Below are 16,227 nucleotides of genomic sequence, written 5' to 3'. Positions count from 1 at the left end.
TATTTATCAAGGCTGTTGTTTTCGTTGACCTAGTTCTTCTACTTGATATTTATGTAACAAGTGTTCTACCTCAGCGATATAAGTTGGAGGCTGTTCACCATCCACCATATTTTCTGCTTCAGCAATTTGGCGCAAACGGATGTCATCTAACCAATTGGTCAGAAGCTTTATCTTATCTTCCAGGGAAAGGTCACTATCATATTCAACTTCAATTGGCCGATTGTAAAATTTTAGCGGATTGGCAATTTTATCTTCTACTATGCTCATTGGTGTTTCCTTGTGCTTTTTATTCTCTGTATATGGTAATTTTAGCCGATAAAAATGCCTTTGGAGTCGCAATGAGAAGGATGGCCGTTGCAATTCGGCCTGCAAAAGCCTGTTTAAAGGCTTCATAACATAATCCTTGATTTATATTCCGGTAAGGGTTCTTGATCGGGAAATAGTTCTGCAATCGAAACGGAATAACCATCTTCGCGAACAATTCTTGCGTGTTTTCGTTGGAGCTGCCTTGGTTCATCAACCCCGCATGAATGACAAAGAATTGCCACTTCACGCGCCATATTATTTGCATAATGATAGACGCGCATGGCTTTATCCTCGATAACAAGGCCGCGCTGCAGACGTTCATTATGAGTTGCAATGCCAGTAGGGCAGGTATTTTTATGACACCGCATGGCCTGGATACACCCCAGCGCGAACATAAAGCCCCGCGCTGAATTGACAAAATCTGCCCCGGCACAAAGCGCCCAGGTGACATCAGCAGGGGTGATGAGTTTGCCGCTCGCAATGATTTTGATGCGGTTGCGTAAGTTATACAGTACCAAAATGTCGACAAGCCTGGGCAGCGACTCCTGAATGGGGATACCCATGTAATCCATTAATCCCTGCGGCGATGCGCCTGTGCCGCCATCTGCGCTATCAAGCGTTATAAAATCAGGAGCTGACAGGATGCCCCGCCTATGAATGCCAAGACATAAATCGTGCAGCCAGTTATAACTGCCAAGCACAAACTTTAAGCCCACAGGTTTTCCAGTTATCCGACGGATATGCTCGATGGCATCAAGAAGCTCACCTATATTACCGATATCAGGATGGCGGTTAGGGCTAATCGAATCTGTATAGGGTGGGATACCTCGAATTGCTGCAATTTCTTCTGTAACTTTGATTGCCGGCAGGATGCCTCCTTTGCCTGGTTTTGCGCCCTGGCTCAACTTAATTTCAAACATTTTAATGCATTCTACTTGGGCAAGCTCCAGCAAGCGGGTATCAGAAAGATTTCCCGCCGCATCACGAAATCCATACTTTGCGGTACCAATTTGCGCCACGATGTCGCATCCATACTGCAAATGATAAGGGGAGATGCCTCCTTCGCCGGTATTAAGCCAGCATCCTGCCATTTTTGCGCCTTTGCTCAAGGCAAGGATTGCTGGTTTGGAGATCGCGCCATAGCTCATGGCTGAAATATTGAAAATATGGCTTGATGTATATGGTTTTTTACAGAAAGGGCCAATGGTGACTGGTTGGATCGCCGCCTGGCTTTTGATTAAAGGGGGGAATGGCGCATTGACAAAATATACTGTGCCTGTTTGATGTAGGGGGCGTGTTGAACCAAATCCGAGCGTGGTATCTACATTTTTTGCCGCACGGTATACCCAGCTTCGTTCAGCGCGATTAAAAGGCAGTTCCTCACGTTCCCGGGCAAAGAAATATTGACGGAAAAATCCACCCAGAAATTCTCCAAGATAACGGAAATGACCAATAATAGGGAAATTTCTTAAAATGGTGTGTTTTTTTTGCACCCTGTCATAGAAATATAATGCTGCCAAGCCAATAATGGTCACAAAGAGAATGAATAACCAAAGCAGCTGCTCAACTTCCCAGGCGTGAAAAAGCAGCATGCTGCGGTTTCTGGGTAATGAAATTTCCATTGACATCCCTGTATAGCTTATACATGCCGTTATAATACCCTGTGCTTTGAACGAAATGCCAGAGTTGCTAACATACAGCATGTTTTAAAAAATTGGGTCTTTGCAAATGAAAGTGTTGGTTAAAAAAGTTTCCTCAAGTCTTGATATTGAACAATGCCTTGCCATCCGCCGAGAGATTTTTGTGGATGGGCAAAAAGTGCCTTTGCATCTTGAGGTTGATGGTCAAGACCCTATAAGCGAGCATTTTCTTTTGATTGTGGACGATATTCCTGCAGGGGCTGCCAGGGTACGTTTTGTTGGGGAATATGCCAAAATTGAGCGGGTTGCTGTCCTTAAATCATACCAGGGCAAAGGATTGGGCAAACATCTCATGGAGGCAGTCCTGGCTTATCTTGCTTCAAATCCATCAGTGCCTATGATAAAACTCAGCGCGCAAACTCACGCACTTTCTTTTTATGAAAAACTGGGTTTTTCGGTATGCAGCGAAACTTATCTTGACGCAGGCATTCCCCATCAGGATATGAAGATGAAAAATAATTTTTGTTCTGTGCAAGGCAAGTATAAAGGGAATGATAACTGATTTAAAAATTCCTTAAGCTGCCATGGTATATACTTAAAGTAAGCAAGTGAAACTATGGAGGGCAGCCTCATGATACAGACCATATCGCTCGCGAATCATTTATTGATTGCAATGCCCTCATTGACTGATCCGAATTTTAGGAAATCAGTGATTTATATATGCGAGCACCATGCCCAGGGAACGGTTGGTTTAATCATCAATCGTCCCATGAGATTCCCGCTGGCAGTGGTATTTGATCAGTTGAATATTCAGCCTGTTCGCAGCGAACAAAACAACAGGCCTTTATTGTACGGCGGCCCTTTACAGCCAGACAGGGGATTTGTCATTCATCGTCCCATAGGTACATGGCGCTCAAGCCTGTCACTCCGGGATGACGTGACAGTCACCACTTCAAATGATATTATCCGCGCGATTGCAGAAGATCACGGCCCTGACGATGCCTTAATCACTTTAGGCTATGTTGGCTGGGGTGAAAATCAATTAGAGCAGGAAGTGGCCGAGAATGCCTGGCTAATTGCGCCTTACAGTTCAGAAGTGCTCTATGAAGTTCCTTTTGAAAAACGCTGGGAATATGCGGGTCTCAGCATAGGGGTGGATATGAATCAATTAATCACGGGCATAGGGCATGCGTGAAGAAGTATTTATTGGTTTTGATTTTGGGATGAAACGCATTGGTGCCGCGGTAGGACAGAGGTTAACCGGTAGCGCTACCCCATTGGCTACGCTGGAAGCGAAACAAGGCGTCCCAAGTTGGGAGAGAGTCCAAAAAATGATCGAAGAGTGGCATCCCTCTGCATTAATAGTCGGCTTGCCAACCAGTATTGATGATCGGGAATTATATACTACTTCAGCCAGCCGGGAATTTGCCCGCCAGTTACAAGATCGTTTTGCGCTGCCGGTGCATTTGGTCGATGAGCGCCTTTCAACCATTGAAGCACGCCGGCGTTTGTTTTCACAAGGCGGATATCGTAAAATTCAGCAAACCCAGGTTGACAGCATTGCTGCCTGTATCATTTTGGAGCAATGGTTGCAGTATCCCCAGTGAATTTTAATGAATCATTTTTTAGAAATTAATCAGTTAACACGAGAAGAAGCAGAAACGCTGGTTCAGCGCGCTTTATATTTTAAACATCATGCCGTTTATCCTGACTATTCTTTTCTAACTGTTGCAAATCTTTTTTATGAAAACAGTACCCGCACCAGAGTTAGTTTTGAACTGGCTGCTAAACAATTGCAGATGAAAGTGATTAATCTCGATTTACAAAGCTCTTCTGAAAATAAAGGGGAGAGGATCGAAGATACCGTCAAAACACTAAACGCCATGGGCATTTCTCTCTTTGTGATTCGCCACCGCCAGGATGGGTTGCCAAAGTATTTAGCCAATGTTTTACAGGATGGCGCGCATATTATCAATGCTGGAGACGGCCAGCATGCTCATCCCAGTCAGGCCATGCTGGATGCAATGACCATCATTGAGAAAAAACGAGAGCTTCAAAAACTGAAGATTGCTATTGTTGGTGATATTAAGCATTCGCGCGTTGCAAACTCCCTCCAGCAGATTTTTTCCCTGTTTCAAGTTGCTGAGCTCGCACTGGTAGCGCCAGCTCTATGGCAACCTGAAACTGTTCATTATGGCCAGATTACGGATTCTTTATGCGAGGGTTTAGCTGGCGCTGATGTCGTAATATGTCTTCGGGTACAAAAAGAACGTCTTTTAAGCAACGAACACCTTGAGCTGGAAAGCTATCGGCAAAACTTTGCCATTACTCCGAAGACTTTAGCCTATGCCAAGAAAGATGCCTTGCTCATGCACCCAGGCCCGATAAACCGCGGAGTTGAACTTGATAATGAAGTTGCTGATGGTTCCCAATCCTGCATTTTGCAGCAGGTGAAAAACGGTGTTTTTATGCGCATGGCTATCCTTGAAGCAATTGGGCGGTCAGTTTATAGATCGTAAAATTTGCTTAAAAGACAAGGCCTTTTGTATATCCTCCAGTTCCAAATGTTCTGCCTCCCGCATGTCTGCAATCGTCCTGGCTACTTTCAATAACCGGTGGTAAGCCCTCGCCGATAATTTAAGATGGGACATGGCTTTCTTTAAGAATGTTTGTTCCTTTTCCCCCAGGAAACAGATTGATTCACACGCTTTAACGCCCAGTTTGGCATTGAGGCACCCTTGCCGCGCAAACTGGCGGCAGCGGATTTCTGCCACCATTTGCCTTATTGCTTCACTTTTATTTTTTTCATTGGCATTAAACTTGACCAACTCTTCCTCATCCAGAGCCGGAATCTGGACATGCATATCAATGCGATCTAGCAAGGGAGCAGATAGTTTGGCAAGGTAGCGGTTGATTCGCTCAGGGGTACATAGGCAATTTGCCCTGGGGTTTCCCCATTGGCCGCAAGGGCAAGGGTTCATTGCCGCCAGTAATTGAAACTGCGCAGGAAATTCAGTTTGATTGCCTGCGCGGGAAATGCAGATCGCTCCAGATTCCAAAGGTTCGCGGAGCGTTTCTAGTACGACCCGATTAAATTCCGGCAGTTCATCCAGAAACAATACGCCATGGTGAGCCAGAGAAATTTCACCGGGTTTGGGAGGATTTCCACCGCCCACCAGCGCCACAGGTGAAGCTGTGTGGTGAGGGGCGCGAAACGGGGGTTGGTGCCATTTCATCTGGTTGTTTAAGCGGCCGCGAATGGAGCGGATGGCAGCACATTCCAATGCCTCAGACTCAGTAAGATCAGGCAACAGTGTTGTGAATCGGCTTGCAAGCATGGTTTTACCGCTGCCGGGCGGTCCGCTTAATAAAATGCTATGCCCTCCGCAAGCTGCAATTTCCATGGCATGCTTGGCGTGCTTCTGGCCTTTTATGTCCGACCAGTCAAGCTGCTTGTCTTCGCGCATGGTCGCTGTTAGCTGCGGCAATGGCTGTAACGGGGTATCCTGGCATAGATAACTGCATACCGATCTTAGGCAGTCAGCGGCAAGCACATGATCTTTGCGCACCAGCGCCGCTTCTTCTGCATTGGCGCTTGCAATAATCAATCGTTGGTTTTCATGATAGGAACCCAGTATGACGGGAATAATCCCCGATACACCGCGCAAGTTGCCGTTTAGCGCCAACTCGCCGATAAATTCGTGCTGCAATAGCTTGTCAGCAGGTATTTGCCCTGATGCGGCAAGAATCCCGATTGCAATGGGCAAATCAAACCCACTGCCTGTTTTGGGTAAGTCTGCGGGCGCCAGGTTAACTGTAATTTTTCGGCAGGGAAACTCAAATTGGCTGGTGATGATCGCGCTGCGGACTCGGTCTTTACTTTCCTTGACCGCAGTTTCAGCAAGCCCCACAATAGTGAAGGAAGGTAAGCCGTTAGAAAGATGCACTTCAACTGATACGGACTGGGCTTGAATACCAACGGAGCTTCGGGTTTTGGATATTGCAAGGCTCATGATAAATCTCATTTTTTTGGTTGGACGCATGCATTTTATAGGAATGATTCGGCTTAGTCGATATGGATGGCTGGATTAAACAAGGCCTTATTTTGATGAATCAGGATGTTTGTCGGCTAATCCGGATTAGATGAGGCCTAATCCGGAAATGAGAAGCTTCATGTGTTATGTGGCAAGTAAGCTGCCTAAACTGGAGATTGTTTTTTTTTATTTTCATTTTTTTGCTTTTCAGCGAGAAGCACATTAAGTTGCAGTTGCAGGGCTTCGACTTTTTCTCGCGTGCGGGCGAGAACTTTGACCTGTACATCAAATTCTTCCCGCGTTACCAAGTCAAGATGGGTAAATGCGGACTGGAGAATTTCCTTGAATTTTTGTTGAATCTCATTTTCAAAATTCTGTACACTTGCAGGCAGTGATGCATATAGTTTTCTCGCGATCTCTTCGAACTGTTTGGGATCAAACATATTAAACTCCTGATTATAGACGCTATTTCTTAAAGTTTAGCAGAATCAATATGCCTCATATTATAGCTATTTTAGAGTAATTAAAATCTTAATTAAGGTTTACGATGAAAATGATTACGGCGGTGATTAAGCCTTTTAAACTGGATGATGTTCATGAAGCTTTGCTGGAAATAGGTATTCCTGGCATCACCATTTCTGAAGTTAGAGGATTCGGCAGGCAAAAAGGTCATACTGAACTCTACCGTGGCGCAGAGTATGTGGTTGACTTTCTGCCAAAAATCAAAATTGAACTGGCCTTGCCGGACAATATGGTAGAAGTAGCGATAGATGCAATTTGTAAGGCTGCTTATACTGGAAAAATTGGAGACGGCAAAATTTTTGTCTACGATTTGCAGCAAGTGGTACGAGTTCGGACAGGGGAAGTGGGGGAGGATGCTATCAATTAAGAGGTATTTTTTTCAGCAAGTTTTTTTATAAAATTCCATTCTTTTTCGCTGACTGGCATTACGGATAACCGGTTGCCCTTGCGTACCAGGGGCATTTTTTCCAATTCAGGATATTTTTTAAGCTCTTCAAGCGGTATGAGATGTGAGAATTTTTCTTTGAAACGTACATCGACCATGTACCAGCGGGGATTTTCAAGGGTGCTTTTGGGGTCAGGATGTTCGCTTTCTGGATCAAATGCTGTGTAATCAGGGTAAGGTTCGCTGACAATTTCTGCTATTCCCGCGATGCCTGGCGGGTTGCAGTTTGAATGATAAAAGAAAACCAAATCACCAGGCCGCATCTCATTGCGTATAAAATTCCGCGCCTGATAATTGCGGACGCCATCCCAGGGTGTGGTTTGCTTTGGGGACTTTTTCAAATCATCAATGCTGAAACATTCGGGTTCGGATTTCATAAGCCAGTATTGTTTTGTCATGAATTGCTCCAGTAAACGGATTTTTCGGTGACGATGCCTGCCAGAGGTATATCCCAGGGTTGCGGCGCGATATAGGAAACACGTTGAAATTCATATGCCACCCCGATGAGCAAGGGTAATTTTTTGTTAGCCATAGTTCGGTCATAATAACCAGCCCCCATGCCTAACCGGGTTCCGTGCCTGTCAAATGCGATAAGCGGCATGAAGATGATATCTATCTTGCTTGGTTCCAGCGCCAGGTCGCGACTAACATCCGGTTCTGGAATATTAAACTGATTCGGTTTAAACGGTGTTTTTGGGGTGGCCGGTAAAAAAGAGAGGGTTTTATTTTCATTGAGTGCAGGAAAAAAACAATATTTCCCCTGAAGAGGGGCCGAATTCCACAAGGAGTCAAGTTTGATTTCGCCTTTAACCGCTTGATATAAAGCGATGCGCGAAGCATAGCGGTACTGGTCTAGTTTACGAATACGGGCACATACCAGGTTGGATATTTTTTGCTGATAGCTTAGGGGTAAATTTTCGCGTATCAGTCTGTGGGTTAACCTTAAAGCCTCTTTAAGTCTATCAGGCATGTTGTCAGTCATTCATTTTAAGATAACCCATTATCACATATGCATAAATCCATTCAAGGCCTATCCAGCCTAAACGCATAGTTTACGAGCCTCACTTGTTTGATTATGGTTTTTTGTCAGGCGGGATTCATTGCAGAATTTTTTGGTTTATTTTTAAAATTTTTTCTCAAATAAAAACCAAAATGGTTTTTATTTATTCTGTATTGGAGTGGTTTTCTTGAATTTATAACATTCTTTATGTAAAGCCTATAGGCAAAGAAAAAAAAATAAGGTATATAGGCAAAAATTTATGGGTCCGGAAACTTGTTTAAGTTCAAGACATCATTATATTGATGTATGGCTTGGCAAATGACGGTAGGTAAACTTTTATTAAATTTTCTGAGGATAACATGAGCGAATTATTTGACGATGAAGAAGAAAAAGATCTGATTGCTGAAGATGAGTTTGTAGATCCGGAGGAAATTCTTATCGAGAATACGCAAAGCTCCTTTTCTGACGCTCGTCGGCGTCTGGAAAATTTACTGGAAGAAAAACGCCTGAAGGATGAAATTGAAGATTTTTTTGATTATTAAATTTATAAGCAATTTTTTTGCAGGATGCGTGGTTGATGTCAATCGCTGCCAATGACAGGATTTTATTGGGTGAAGGTCTGTTTGAAACCATTCGTTTTGAAAATCGAGCGCCTTGTTATCCGAAACTTCATTGGCAGCGTTTGCAAAAATCAGCAACCTCACTGAATATTTCAATTAAGCTGACTTATCAGGAATGGCATGCAAAAATTGCCCAGTGTATTCAAGAAACTAACTTGGATAGCGGTGGAGTAAAAATTATTTTATCCGCGGGAGAAGCCCCAAGAGGACTGGAAGCTATTGGCAAAAACCCTTATTTTATATTTTCTGCCTTTCCACTGAAACCTGCATTAAACGCACTCAATTTGATAAGTGCCGAGTGGCGTCGCGATCCCAAAAATCCTGTTTATCGATTAAAAACCACCAATTATCTTGAAGCAATCCTCGCTCGAAAAAAGGCGCTTGCTCAAGGCGCTGATGATGCCTTATTTTTTAATACAGATTCCTTTGCTACCGAAACCACTGTGGCCAATTTATTTATTATCAAAGAGAACCAGGTGTTGACCCCTTCTCTTTCATGCGGGTTATTACCTGGGATCCTGAGACGGCGGATTCTAGACATATGTCCTTTGGCAGGCATTGACTGCCAGGAAACATATATTGATTATAAAATGATAATGAATGCGGAAGCGGTGTTTGTAACCAATGCGCTGCAAGGAATCCGGCCTGTCGCTTCTTTCGAGGCCGTACCGTTTGCAAATAGAAACGCACTGTTCTCTTATGTGCAATTATTAATCAAAAATGATGACAAGTCCTAACGGTGATGTATTATAAAAACTGTGGAGCGAAATGGAGTTCCAAAAAACCGAAATTATTTTTTTTTCCAAAATTGAATGACTATCAAGATAAACGATAAAATCAAAAAAGCTAACAGGCTGAAACGCTTATAAAGCAAACCCGTATTGATAAGCATATCCATCCCGGCATAACCGCAGTAAGTTGAAATAATCTCTGTGGGAATTAAAAAAATCACAGTAGTCAGCATATAATGACTAAACTTGATACCGGTTAAACCTAAACCATAGTTCACAATATTAAAGGGGATGATTGGTACAATACGCAGTAGGGCAACAAATTGCCACCCTCTATTTTCAACACCTTTAATCAATTTGCTTATGCGGGCATTTTCTTTGGTTTTAAGCCAGTCAAAAATGAGATAGCGGCTAATGCAAAATGCGCATCCGGCGCCAATTGTAGCTCCCAACAGATTAAAAAAAGTGCCCAATACCGGGCCAAATATAGCACCGCCTGCCAAGGTCAAAACCATGGTAGGAAGAAAAAACAAAGTCGCAAAGCAATAGAGAAACAAAAAGAAAATCGGAGCAACAATACCTAAGTTATTGATCCAATGAATAATCAAGAAAGCTTTTTGCTGAAAAAAAAAGACACACATAGCAATCAACAAGATCGCTAATGCGGTACAGATTCCTTTCATATATGTGAATTAATGTGCAACATGTGAAGTACTTTATTACAGGTTCGCGAATCAAGCAAGATTACTTTACTTAATAAAACCTTAATGTTTTGGCGATATACTGGTATACATGACTTGATACCAGAGAATCATGATGCCCAGCAGCACAGAACGTATGTTTAAAATCATGCCTCCTGCAACTGCCAGCAACCAGGCTGAATCTTCATCAACAGAAACTGAAAATCAAAAACCGGCTAACGAATTGTCAGAGCAGCGCACCAAAGGGTGCTCTCCTGCCAAGCAATTGTGTCCTTCTCCATCAATGGGGGATATATTAACCAGCTGTCTGAAACCCGGTAAAAAGAATGACCCCGGCATACCTAAATAACTGACTCAACCCGATTTTCTGCAACTGCGCTTTTTATGTAACTTTTCAAACATCACCCATCTTGAATATCATCAGGATTCATTTCTCTGTTTGCATTACCGCGCACCTTCGATATACTTTAAATAACTGATTTGTTTTTTATTCGAGTTTTTATTCATGATGATTTTTTTCATTTATGAATTGCATGAAAATAAAAACTTGGAAGTAAATAGCATTTTTTGGGCGTTTGAATCAAGAAGTGCATGAAAGTTTAATGATTAAATTGTGAGGTATAAATGGCTGGTGGCTTTTCTACTTCGGCCCATTGGCGTGATTCTGCAAGAAGCGCGCGATTTTTTGTGGTTGATGCCCGCGCTGCATTTCCCATTTTTTTATTCCTCATGCATATTCGTATCTGGACTGCAATTCTTGTGCTGGTCTCTGCCGTTTTTTTTGGCATCCTTGAGCATTATGGGTTTACTGTACCGGTATTTCTGCGTTGGTTGCGTACTTTTTTGGCAGGGCCTGTTAAATCATCTCAACCATGGTGGCGGCAATGAGCGCGGATATCAGTAAGTATATGGCAAAAATTGCTGCCAGTATGAATGCCAAATTCTATTTAAATGATCGGTTTGTTAGTTTTGAAGAAGTATTTTCTCCCACAGGTTTATTGCCGGCAATTGCCCGTCGTGCTGATCAGTTATGTTCGCTATGCCTGGGCTATGGCCTCGGACTCTCTTTTGACGAAGCTGAAAGCGCCTTGCTTGGAACAAGGGTTGTATTTGATGACGTTACGCCCAATTCACTTAGGCTGTTATGTATGACAGATGTGGTGAATGAATTAATCCAGGGCGGACCAAGCAGAGATTATACACCTTTAGATGAATTGATGTATGATTAAAATATAGGCTGACTGAATGTAAAAAAAACGCAAATTTTTGTTTGGTTAAGCTTTTATTAAGATTGGTTCTGGTAACCTATATCAATAAGATAAACCCATTTTTCAGGAGTCAAGAATGGCTAACAGTTATGAGGATAAAACTGTTTGGGGTAGCCGCTATACTTTCTTGCGAGGGCAGCCGGGATCTGATTTTTCAACCAATGTTCCTGGGAATATCCTAAAAGAAATTGATTACAATAAACAAAAAGTAGATCAAATGGCTGCAGTACGCTCAACCGAAGTCAACCTTAATGCCCGGGATGTCTTGCATCGTTTGCAAACCCGGGTGAATAATGTAATTTATGGAAAAAAAGCACCTGTTGCAGAACCCGTACAGAGAGAAGACTCTGCGCCAGAGCCAAAAAGCCCAACTGTTCCCTCCTTTAATAAATAATAAATTATAGCACCGGCAGATATCCTGCTTAGGTGTTATAATTGTCCATATAAATGATTATCCGAGATTTAACGAACAATTGGCAATTTCCAATTCGTAAAATGGTCACTGGAAATTTTATAAACATTTTTTTGACTGGTTGTACAATTTAGTGCTGTTTTCTATGAAAGATAAATTAACCGAACAACAATCTCGAGAAATTTTAAAGGCTCTGGATGAGGCAATTGAAGAGGGCCCCTGGGATGAATCCAATTTTTTGCGGGTCATAGGCAAAAATTTACAGTCAATTCGCGATAAATTAGCCAATTACTTAAATGATGCCAACAGTGATAATGCCATGCATGCATCCAATCTTGCCAATCGTGTCGCGCTTCGCAGCGGCCAGCAGGAGATATTTATTGGGCTTTATTCAACTGATGGGTCAAATCTTGCTTCCTGGGAGCGAATTATTGCCAATTTACCCACGCAGATCATTGCTCGGCCAATTTATGCCAATGAGCAAGATGTGAAGGAAATAATTCGCACAAAAGAGAAAAAAGTAAATGAAGCATATGTATCCATTTATGTCAGCCAAAACGACATCCTCTCACTTCCTGCTGATAAAATGCCTTTGGATAAATTAGGCAAACCGCTTATGACATTGAAAGATAAGGCGATTAATATAAAAAATATTAATCGATTTGTACACCAATCAGGCACTTATAAATATGAAGGGGGACGGCTTACCAAGAAAAATCCTCAAGAGAATGAGTAAGACGGCCGGCTTGATGTTCTATCTGCAACAACTGAATTTTATTCTTGAATCAGTTAGCCTCGCTGACTTTTGTCGGTCAAAATAGAAAAACAGTCTATAATAAGTATATACTTTAATTTAGATTATCTTTACCAATTATTTTCCAATGGCTCAACAAGCACAGCAACATTCAGGCGATAATTCACTGGCACCGGTTTGGATTACAATCCTGCTTTTGTTAACCGCTTATGTGATATGGTATGTTGCCCATGCCTATGTTGTAAGTTTCATTTTTTATCTAAATATTCTGCAAGCCAAACTCGTTAGTTTTTTTACAGGCGGTACGCAGCTCAATCAAGAAATTTATTTAATGCAAACAATTGATCCAGCAAGCGTAACCTGGAATCAATTAATTGAGCACACTCGCATTGTAGGCAATTATATGCGTTATCCCTTTGTTGGGGTCTTAATTGTTTTTGCGGTGATACTATATAAATCAAACATCACATTAAAATTCCGCAAAACCTATGATATGAAAAGCCTGCGTGCTCAGGAGCAATACAACTGGCCGGCCATTATGCCCGTGGTTAAGGAAGATTTGGTTTCTCAGGATATCAATCAAGGCCCCTGGGCAATGGCGCTAACACCTATGGAATTCGCCCGCAAATATCAACTGTTGAAAAAAAATGACTCTCTCCTTGAGAAGCCCTTGCCGGGCATGGAGATGACTGCTTCCATCCGCCGAGGAGATGCCAAGCGAGTATTTACCTTGCAATTAGGACCTTATTGGGATGGGTTTGAGCGCTGCCCGCCGCATGCCCGTGCCTTGGCTGCTGTATTTATTGCTCGTTTAAACCGAGACCGCAATGCCGCCACCATGATATTGGAATCGATCGACAAAAGCTATGCACAGGGAAAACCTGATTATAACATAGCCACGGCAACTCTTAAGAAATACCAAAACGAGGCGAATGTGCAAAACATCATTGCAAGACATGCTTATCAATTGACTGTTTTGGCTTCATTATTGCAGGCAGCTCGGGATGACGGCGTTGTACCCAGTGCCGAATTTTTATGGTTAAAGCCGGTTGACCGGCGTTTATGGTACATGCTGAATTGTGTTGGCCGACAAACGCCCTTTGCGGAGGTTGCAGGCCCTTTTGCCCACTGGAAAGCAGAAATAGCCATGGGGCGGCGTTCACTGGTGCCGATGATAGATGAGGCGATTAAAGCTTTGGAGATAGCGGTTAAAGAAGTGAAGTTATCTTCGCAGGAGCTTCAGGAGTTACAACCATGATGCGAGGTATAGATTCACGTCATGAAATCGATCCGACCCAGCTTTTAAGGGATACGCGAACGATTGGCCAGCGTATGCGGGATTTCTTTTCTGATCCCACCAATGTATCTATCGTTTTGGTTTCTTTGGCAGCGATTGCCTACTATGTATCAGAAATTGGATTATTTACGCTCATAATCGGTACGATATCTTTCCTTTATGCGTTCACCCGAAAACAAACCTTGCCTTTTCGCCTGCCAAAAATTGCAGGTGTTAAAGATTATAACGATTTAAAACCGGGCATAAAAACGCCTAATATGGCACGGGGTATCGCTTTTTTTGGCAACGATCGCAAAACCAATGAGGAACTGTGGTTTGCCAATGACGATATGCGTACACATGCGCTTATTTTTGGTTCCACCGGTAGCGGTAAAACGGAAACTTTGGTGTCCATCGCTTTTAATGCCCTGGTTCAGGGAAGCGGATTTATTTATGTGGATGGCAAAGGCGATAACTCGTTATATGCCAAAGTTTTTTCCATGGTACGCAGCATGGGGCGTGAAGATGATTTATTGCTTATTAACTTCATGACAGGCGCGCGTGATATTATTGGGCCGCAGGAAAGACGCTTATCAAATACATTAAATCCTTTCTGCCAGGGTTCTTCAAGCATGCTAACCCAGCTTGTCGTAAGCCTGATGGGAGGGGCAAGCCAGTCTTCAGACGGCGACATGTGGAAGGGCAGGGCTATTGCTTTCGTTGAAGCCTTAATGAGGTTATTGGTATATATGCGCGATGAAGGGGCTATCTTGCTGGACGCAGATACCATCCGTAACTACTTTGATTTGCAGCGTCTGGAAACCATCGTGATTGATAAAATATTCCCTCGCGATGATCAGGAAAGCATTAATATAGAATCAGTCCCCAAAGTCGTCACTGATCCTTTAAGAAACTATCTCAGCACCTTGCCGGGCTATAACAAGGAAAAGAAAGGCAAGCAAGTATCGCAAGTGTTTGAGCAGCATGGATTCATCACCATGCAGCTGGTGCGCGCTTTTTCATCTTTGGCTGATACCTATGGCCATATTGTCCGGACCAATTTAGCTGAAGTTGATTTTAAAGATGTTGTATTAAATCGCCGCATTTTGGTCGTGCTCTTGCCGGCACTGGAAAAATCTCCCGATGAGCTTTCAAACCTTGGCAAAATTATTGTTTCATCTTTAAAAGCAATGATGGCCGCAGGTCTTGGAGAAGAGGTTGAAGGGGATTATCGGGACGTGATTGAAAGAAAGCCAACCAATTCGCCGACTCCCTACATTTGCGTGCTTGATGAATATGGTTATTACGCCGTTCAAGGGTTTGCTGTTGTACCTGCGCAGGCGCGATCACTTGGTTTCTCAGCAATTTTCGCCGGCCAGGATTTACCGGCGTTTCAAAAAGCCTCCAAGGAAGAAGCCGCATCTATTGGTGCAAATACGAACATTAAAATTTGTATGAAACTGGAAGATCCAACCGAAACTTGGGATTTTTTCACCAAAACAGCTGGTGAAGCCTATGTTACAAAAGTTGACTCATTTCAAAGCAAGGACAGTGCTGTGGTCAGCAGCTATATGGATACCAAAAGCTCTTCATTTGAGAAAAGGGCACGCATTGATTTATTGGATTTAAAAGAGCAGACGGAAGGTGAAGCGCACATTTTCTTCCGTTCAAAAATTGTTCGCGCAAGAATGTTTTATGCCAATCCAAAACCTGTTAAGAAATTGAAATTAAATCAATTTTTAAAAGTAGAATCACCGCCGGATGATTATTTGGCAAAATTGCAAAATCAGCTCTCGGGCTTCCAGCAGGTATTAAAAAGTGGCGATATCACAATTGCTCCTGATGCCAATGAAGAAATTACTTTAATCACAAAGGTATTAAGGGAATCAGACGCAAAAGATCCTATCGAAAGAGGTGTTGCTGCCCTGCTTGCATTTCACAGCCACAATGAGCCTGAAAAAGTAGAAGAGCTTTTGGTGGAAGAACCAGAAGGCACGATAACCATTTTTACGTCTCTGCGCCATCCAGAGGACGCACCGCCCTTATTGGTTGAGAATAAAGATAAGTTTTCTGAACCGCTTTTGGCTATTAATGAATCTCGCGATTATTTAATGGCAATAGAACGCTTAAGCGGAGAAAAAGATAAACTGGCGGGCAGTATTGCCAACGAGTTAATCAGGGATTTTCAATCAGCAACCACCTATCCGCCAGAGGAGCGCGATGAGATTAGTGCAGATGAGTTAGCCCAGCTGGTTGAGGGCTTGTCAGACAAGATAAGCCGAGAACGGGAAAAGGCAAAAGAGAAAAACGCTGATCTGTAACAAACCATAAAGTTTCCAGCATTCGATTCATATGCTTTTATTGGATATCCATGTTATTAGCAAGGCTATTTGCGCTGGCTACACGCTTTTTTAAACTGTTTTCTTTCTTTATCCTCCTGCATTGCCAACATTTTCGGTGTCCCAATATGATGAAGATCTATTTCCCTGATAGAGGTTAGGATGAGGATATTTTATTG

21 protein-coding genes are annotated in these 16,227 nt (G+C 42.8%); 14 read left to right on the top strand and 7 right to left on the bottom strand.

Annotation, left to right across the window (positions count from 1 at the left end):
• Positions 1-6 precede the first annotated feature (6 nt).
• Positions 7-393, bottom strand: coding sequence for a hypothetical protein (locus Llon_RS06120; protein ID WP_058529190.1), 387 nt, complete (start codon positions 391-393; stop codon positions 7-9).
• Complete coding sequence (locus Llon_RS06115; protein WP_237758277.1) at positions 390-1,928, bottom strand: FMN-binding glutamate synthase family protein; 1,539 nt, start codon at positions 1,926-1,928, stop codon at positions 390-392. The genes Llon_RS06120 and Llon_RS06115 overlap by 4 nt, the downstream gene beginning before the upstream one ends.
• 106 nt (positions 1,929-2,034) lie before the next feature.
• Between Llon_RS06115 and Llon_RS06110 the strand changes: the two genes are divergently transcribed.
• The 4 genes from Llon_RS06110 to Llon_RS06095 all read left to right on the top strand — a co-directional run bounded on the left by Llon_RS06110 (position 2,035) and on the right by Llon_RS06095 (position 4,465).
• A complete protein-coding gene (locus Llon_RS06110; protein WP_058529189.1) occupies positions 2,035-2,508 on the top strand; it encodes a GNAT family N-acetyltransferase in 474 nt (157 codons plus the stop codon).
• Positions 2,509-2,577: 69 nt separating this feature from the next.
• Positions 2,578-3,141, top strand: coding sequence for a YqgE/AlgH family protein (locus tag Llon_RS06105; protein ID WP_058529469.1), 564 nt, complete (start codon positions 2,578-2,580; stop codon positions 3,139-3,141).
• Positions 3,134-3,553: a Holliday junction resolvase RuvX gene (gene ruvX, locus Llon_RS06100; protein WP_058529188.1), complete on the top strand. Its 420-nt coding sequence runs from the start codon at positions 3,134-3,136 to the stop codon at positions 3,551-3,553. The genes Llon_RS06105 and ruvX overlap by 8 nt, the downstream gene beginning before the upstream one ends.
• Positions 3,554-3,559: 6 nt before the next feature.
• Positions 3,560-4,465, top strand: a complete 906-nt coding sequence (locus Llon_RS06095; protein WP_058529187.1) for an aspartate carbamoyltransferase catalytic subunit — start codon at positions 3,560-3,562, stop codon at positions 4,463-4,465.
• Here Llon_RS06095 and Llon_RS06090 read toward each other — a convergent pair.
• A complete protein-coding gene (locus Llon_RS06090) occupies positions 4,448-5,959 on the bottom strand; it encodes a YifB family Mg chelatase-like AAA ATPase (protein WP_058529186.1) in 1,512 nt (503 codons plus the stop codon). The two genes, Llon_RS06095 and Llon_RS06090, sit on opposite strands and share 18 nt — an antisense overlap.
• Before the next feature lie 185 nt (positions 5,960-6,144).
• Complete coding sequence (gene ubiK / locus Llon_RS06085; protein ID WP_058529185.1) at positions 6,145-6,423, bottom strand: ubiquinone biosynthesis accessory factor UbiK; 279 nt, start codon at positions 6,421-6,423, stop codon at positions 6,145-6,147.
• 104 nt (positions 6,424-6,527) lie between these two features.
• Between ubiK and Llon_RS06080 the strand changes: the two genes are divergently transcribed.
• Positions 6,528-6,869, top strand: a complete 342-nt coding sequence (locus Llon_RS06080) for a P-II family nitrogen regulator (RefSeq protein WP_058529184.1) — start codon at positions 6,528-6,530, stop codon at positions 6,867-6,869.
• Here Llon_RS06080 and Llon_RS06075 read toward each other — a convergent pair.
• Positions 6,866-7,345, bottom strand: coding sequence for an EVE domain-containing protein (locus tag Llon_RS06075; RefSeq protein WP_058529183.1), 480 nt, complete (start codon positions 7,343-7,345; stop codon positions 6,866-6,868). The genes Llon_RS06080 and Llon_RS06075 overlap by 4 nt on opposite strands.
• Positions 7,342-7,917, bottom strand: a complete 576-nt coding sequence (locus Llon_RS06070) for a 5-formyltetrahydrofolate cyclo-ligase (protein ID WP_058529182.1) — start codon at positions 7,915-7,917, stop codon at positions 7,342-7,344. The genes Llon_RS06075 and Llon_RS06070 overlap by 4 nt, the downstream gene beginning before the upstream one ends.
• 389 nt (positions 7,918-8,306) lie before the next feature.
• Here Llon_RS06070 and Llon_RS06065 point away from each other — a divergent pair, with 389 nt between their 5' ends.
• Together Llon_RS06065 and Llon_RS06060 are read left to right on the top strand one after the other, a co-directional pair.
• Positions 8,307-8,489 (top strand): PA3496 family putative envelope integrity protein, encoded by a 183-nt coding sequence (locus Llon_RS06065; RefSeq protein WP_058529181.1) that lies wholly within the window; start codon positions 8,307-8,309, stop codon positions 8,487-8,489.
• A gap of 35 nt (positions 8,490-8,524) precedes the next feature.
• Positions 8,525-9,304 carry an aminotransferase class IV gene (locus tag Llon_RS06060; protein WP_065238285.1) on the top strand — a complete coding sequence of 260 codons (780 nt, stop codon included), beginning with the start codon at positions 8,525-8,527 and terminating at the stop codon, positions 9,302-9,304.
• A 53-nt stretch (positions 9,305-9,357) separates the two neighbouring features.
• On the opposite strand, the gene Llon_RS06055 is transcribed toward Llon_RS06060, so the two are convergent.
• Positions 9,358-9,939 (bottom strand): TVP38/TMEM64 family protein, encoded by a 582-nt coding sequence (locus Llon_RS06055; RefSeq protein ID WP_237758276.1) that lies wholly within the window; start codon positions 9,937-9,939, stop codon positions 9,358-9,360.
• Positions 9,940-10,114: 175 nt separating this feature from the next.
• Here Llon_RS06055 and Llon_RS06050 point away from each other — a divergent pair, with 175 nt between their 5' ends.
• From Llon_RS06050 to Llon_RS06020, 7 genes are all read left to right on the top strand, one after another.
• Positions 10,115-10,348 (top strand): hypothetical protein, encoded by a 234-nt coding sequence (locus tag Llon_RS06050; RefSeq protein ID WP_211197497.1) that lies wholly within the window; start codon positions 10,115-10,117, stop codon positions 10,346-10,348.
• Between the two features lie 275 nt (positions 10,349-10,623).
• On the top strand, positions 10,624-10,887 hold the full coding sequence (gene icmT / locus Llon_RS06045) for an IcmT/TraK family protein (RefSeq protein WP_058529178.1): 264 nt from the start codon (positions 10,624-10,626) through the stop codon (positions 10,885-10,887).
• Entirely contained in the window at positions 10,884-11,228 is a 345-nt protein-coding gene (locus tag Llon_RS06040; protein ID WP_058529177.1) for a type IV secretion IcmS family protein, read from the top strand. The genes icmT and Llon_RS06040 overlap by 4 nt, the downstream gene beginning before the upstream one ends.
• A gap of 115 nt (positions 11,229-11,343) precedes the next feature.
• Complete coding sequence (locus Llon_RS06035) at positions 11,344-11,661, top strand: hypothetical protein (protein WP_058529176.1); 318 nt, start codon at positions 11,344-11,346, stop codon at positions 11,659-11,661.
• 163 nt (positions 11,662-11,824) lie between these two features.
• Positions 11,825-12,415, top strand: coding sequence for a Dot/Icm secretion system protein IcmQ (icmQ, locus tag Llon_RS06030; protein WP_058529175.1), 591 nt, complete (start codon positions 11,825-11,827; stop codon positions 12,413-12,415).
• Positions 12,416-12,560: 145 nt separating this feature from the next.
• The gene (gene icmP, locus Llon_RS06025; RefSeq protein WP_058529174.1) at positions 12,561-13,691 is read left to right on the top strand and encodes a type IVB secretion system coupling complex protein DotM/IcmP; all 1,131 of its coding nucleotides are present in this window, start codon (positions 12,561-12,563) and stop codon (positions 13,689-13,691) included.
• Positions 13,688-16,030 (top strand): TraM recognition domain-containing protein, encoded by a 2,343-nt coding sequence (locus Llon_RS06020; protein WP_058529173.1) that lies wholly within the window; start codon positions 13,688-13,690, stop codon positions 16,028-16,030. The genes icmP and Llon_RS06020 overlap by 4 nt, the downstream gene beginning before the upstream one ends.
• Positions 16,031-16,227 lie beyond the last annotated feature (197 nt).

The organism is Legionella londiniensis (assembly GCF_001467825.1).
Classification (GTDB): domain Bacteria; phylum Pseudomonadota; class Gammaproteobacteria; order Legionellales; family Legionellaceae; genus Legionella_A; species Legionella_A londiniensis.
The sequence above is the reverse complement of the archived record's forward strand: the minus strand, read 5'-3'. Positions and strand labels throughout refer to the sequence as shown.

Bases quoted from the DNA above. Each gene is read 5' to 3' on its own strand.
- Llon_RS06055 (WP_237758276.1), bottom strand. From the start codon at position 9,939: ATGTGTGTCTTTTTTTTTCAGCAAAAAGCTTTCTTGATTATTCATTGG.
- Llon_RS06065 (WP_058529181.1), top strand. From the start codon at position 8,307: ATGAGCGAATTATTTGACGATGAAGAAGAAAAAGATCTGATTGCTGAA.
- Llon_RS06105 (WP_058529469.1), top strand. From the start codon at position 2,578: ATGATACAGACCATATCGCTCGCGAATCATTTATTGATTGCAATGCCC.
- Llon_RS06090 (WP_058529186.1), bottom strand. From the start codon at position 5,959: ATGAGCCTTGCAATATCCAAAACCCGAAGCTCCGTTGGTATTCAAGCC.
- Llon_RS06115 (WP_237758277.1), bottom strand. From the start codon at position 1,928: ATGGAAATTTCATTACCCAGAAACCGCAGCATGCTGCTTTTTCACGCC.
- Llon_RS06095 (WP_058529187.1), top strand. From the start codon at position 3,560: ATGAATCATTTTTTAGAAATTAATCAGTTAACACGAGAAGAAGCAGAA.
- icmP (WP_058529174.1), top strand. From the start codon at position 12,561: ATGGCTCAACAAGCACAGCAACATTCAGGCGATAATTCACTGGCACCG.
- Llon_RS06035 (WP_058529176.1), top strand. From the start codon at position 11,344: ATGGCTAACAGTTATGAGGATAAAACTGTTTGGGGTAGCCGCTATACT.
- icmQ (WP_058529175.1), top strand. From the start codon at position 11,825: ATGAAAGATAAATTAACCGAACAACAATCTCGAGAAATTTTAAAGGCT.
- Llon_RS06050 (WP_211197497.1), top strand. From the start codon at position 10,115: ATGCCCAGCAGCACAGAACGTATGTTTAAAATCATGCCTCCTGCAACT.
- ubiK (WP_058529185.1), bottom strand. From the start codon at position 6,423: ATGTTTGATCCCAAACAGTTCGAAGAGATCGCGAGAAAACTATATGCA.
- Llon_RS06110 (WP_058529189.1), top strand. From the start codon at position 2,035: ATGAAAGTGTTGGTTAAAAAAGTTTCCTCAAGTCTTGATATTGAACAA.
- Llon_RS06120 (WP_058529190.1), bottom strand. From the start codon at position 393: ATGAAGCCTTTAAACAGGCTTTTGCAGGCCGAATTGCAACGGCCATCC.
- Llon_RS06040 (WP_058529177.1), top strand. From the start codon at position 10,884: ATGAGCGCGGATATCAGTAAGTATATGGCAAAAATTGCTGCCAGTATG.
- icmT (WP_058529178.1), top strand. From the start codon at position 10,624: ATGGCTGGTGGCTTTTCTACTTCGGCCCATTGGCGTGATTCTGCAAGA.
- ruvX (WP_058529188.1), top strand. From the start codon at position 3,134: ATGCGTGAAGAAGTATTTATTGGTTTTGATTTTGGGATGAAACGCATT.
- Llon_RS06075 (WP_058529183.1), bottom strand. From the start codon at position 7,345: ATGACAAAACAATACTGGCTTATGAAATCCGAACCCGAATGTTTCAGC.
- Llon_RS06080 (WP_058529184.1), top strand. From the start codon at position 6,528: ATGAAAATGATTACGGCGGTGATTAAGCCTTTTAAACTGGATGATGTT.
- Llon_RS06020 (WP_058529173.1), top strand. From the start codon at position 13,688: ATGATGCGAGGTATAGATTCACGTCATGAAATCGATCCGACCCAGCTT.
- Llon_RS06060 (WP_065238285.1), top strand. From the start codon at position 8,525: ATGTCAATCGCTGCCAATGACAGGATTTTATTGGGTGAAGGTCTGTTT.
- Llon_RS06070 (WP_058529182.1), bottom strand. From the start codon at position 7,917: ATGCCTGATAGACTTAAAGAGGCTTTAAGGTTAACCCACAGACTGATA.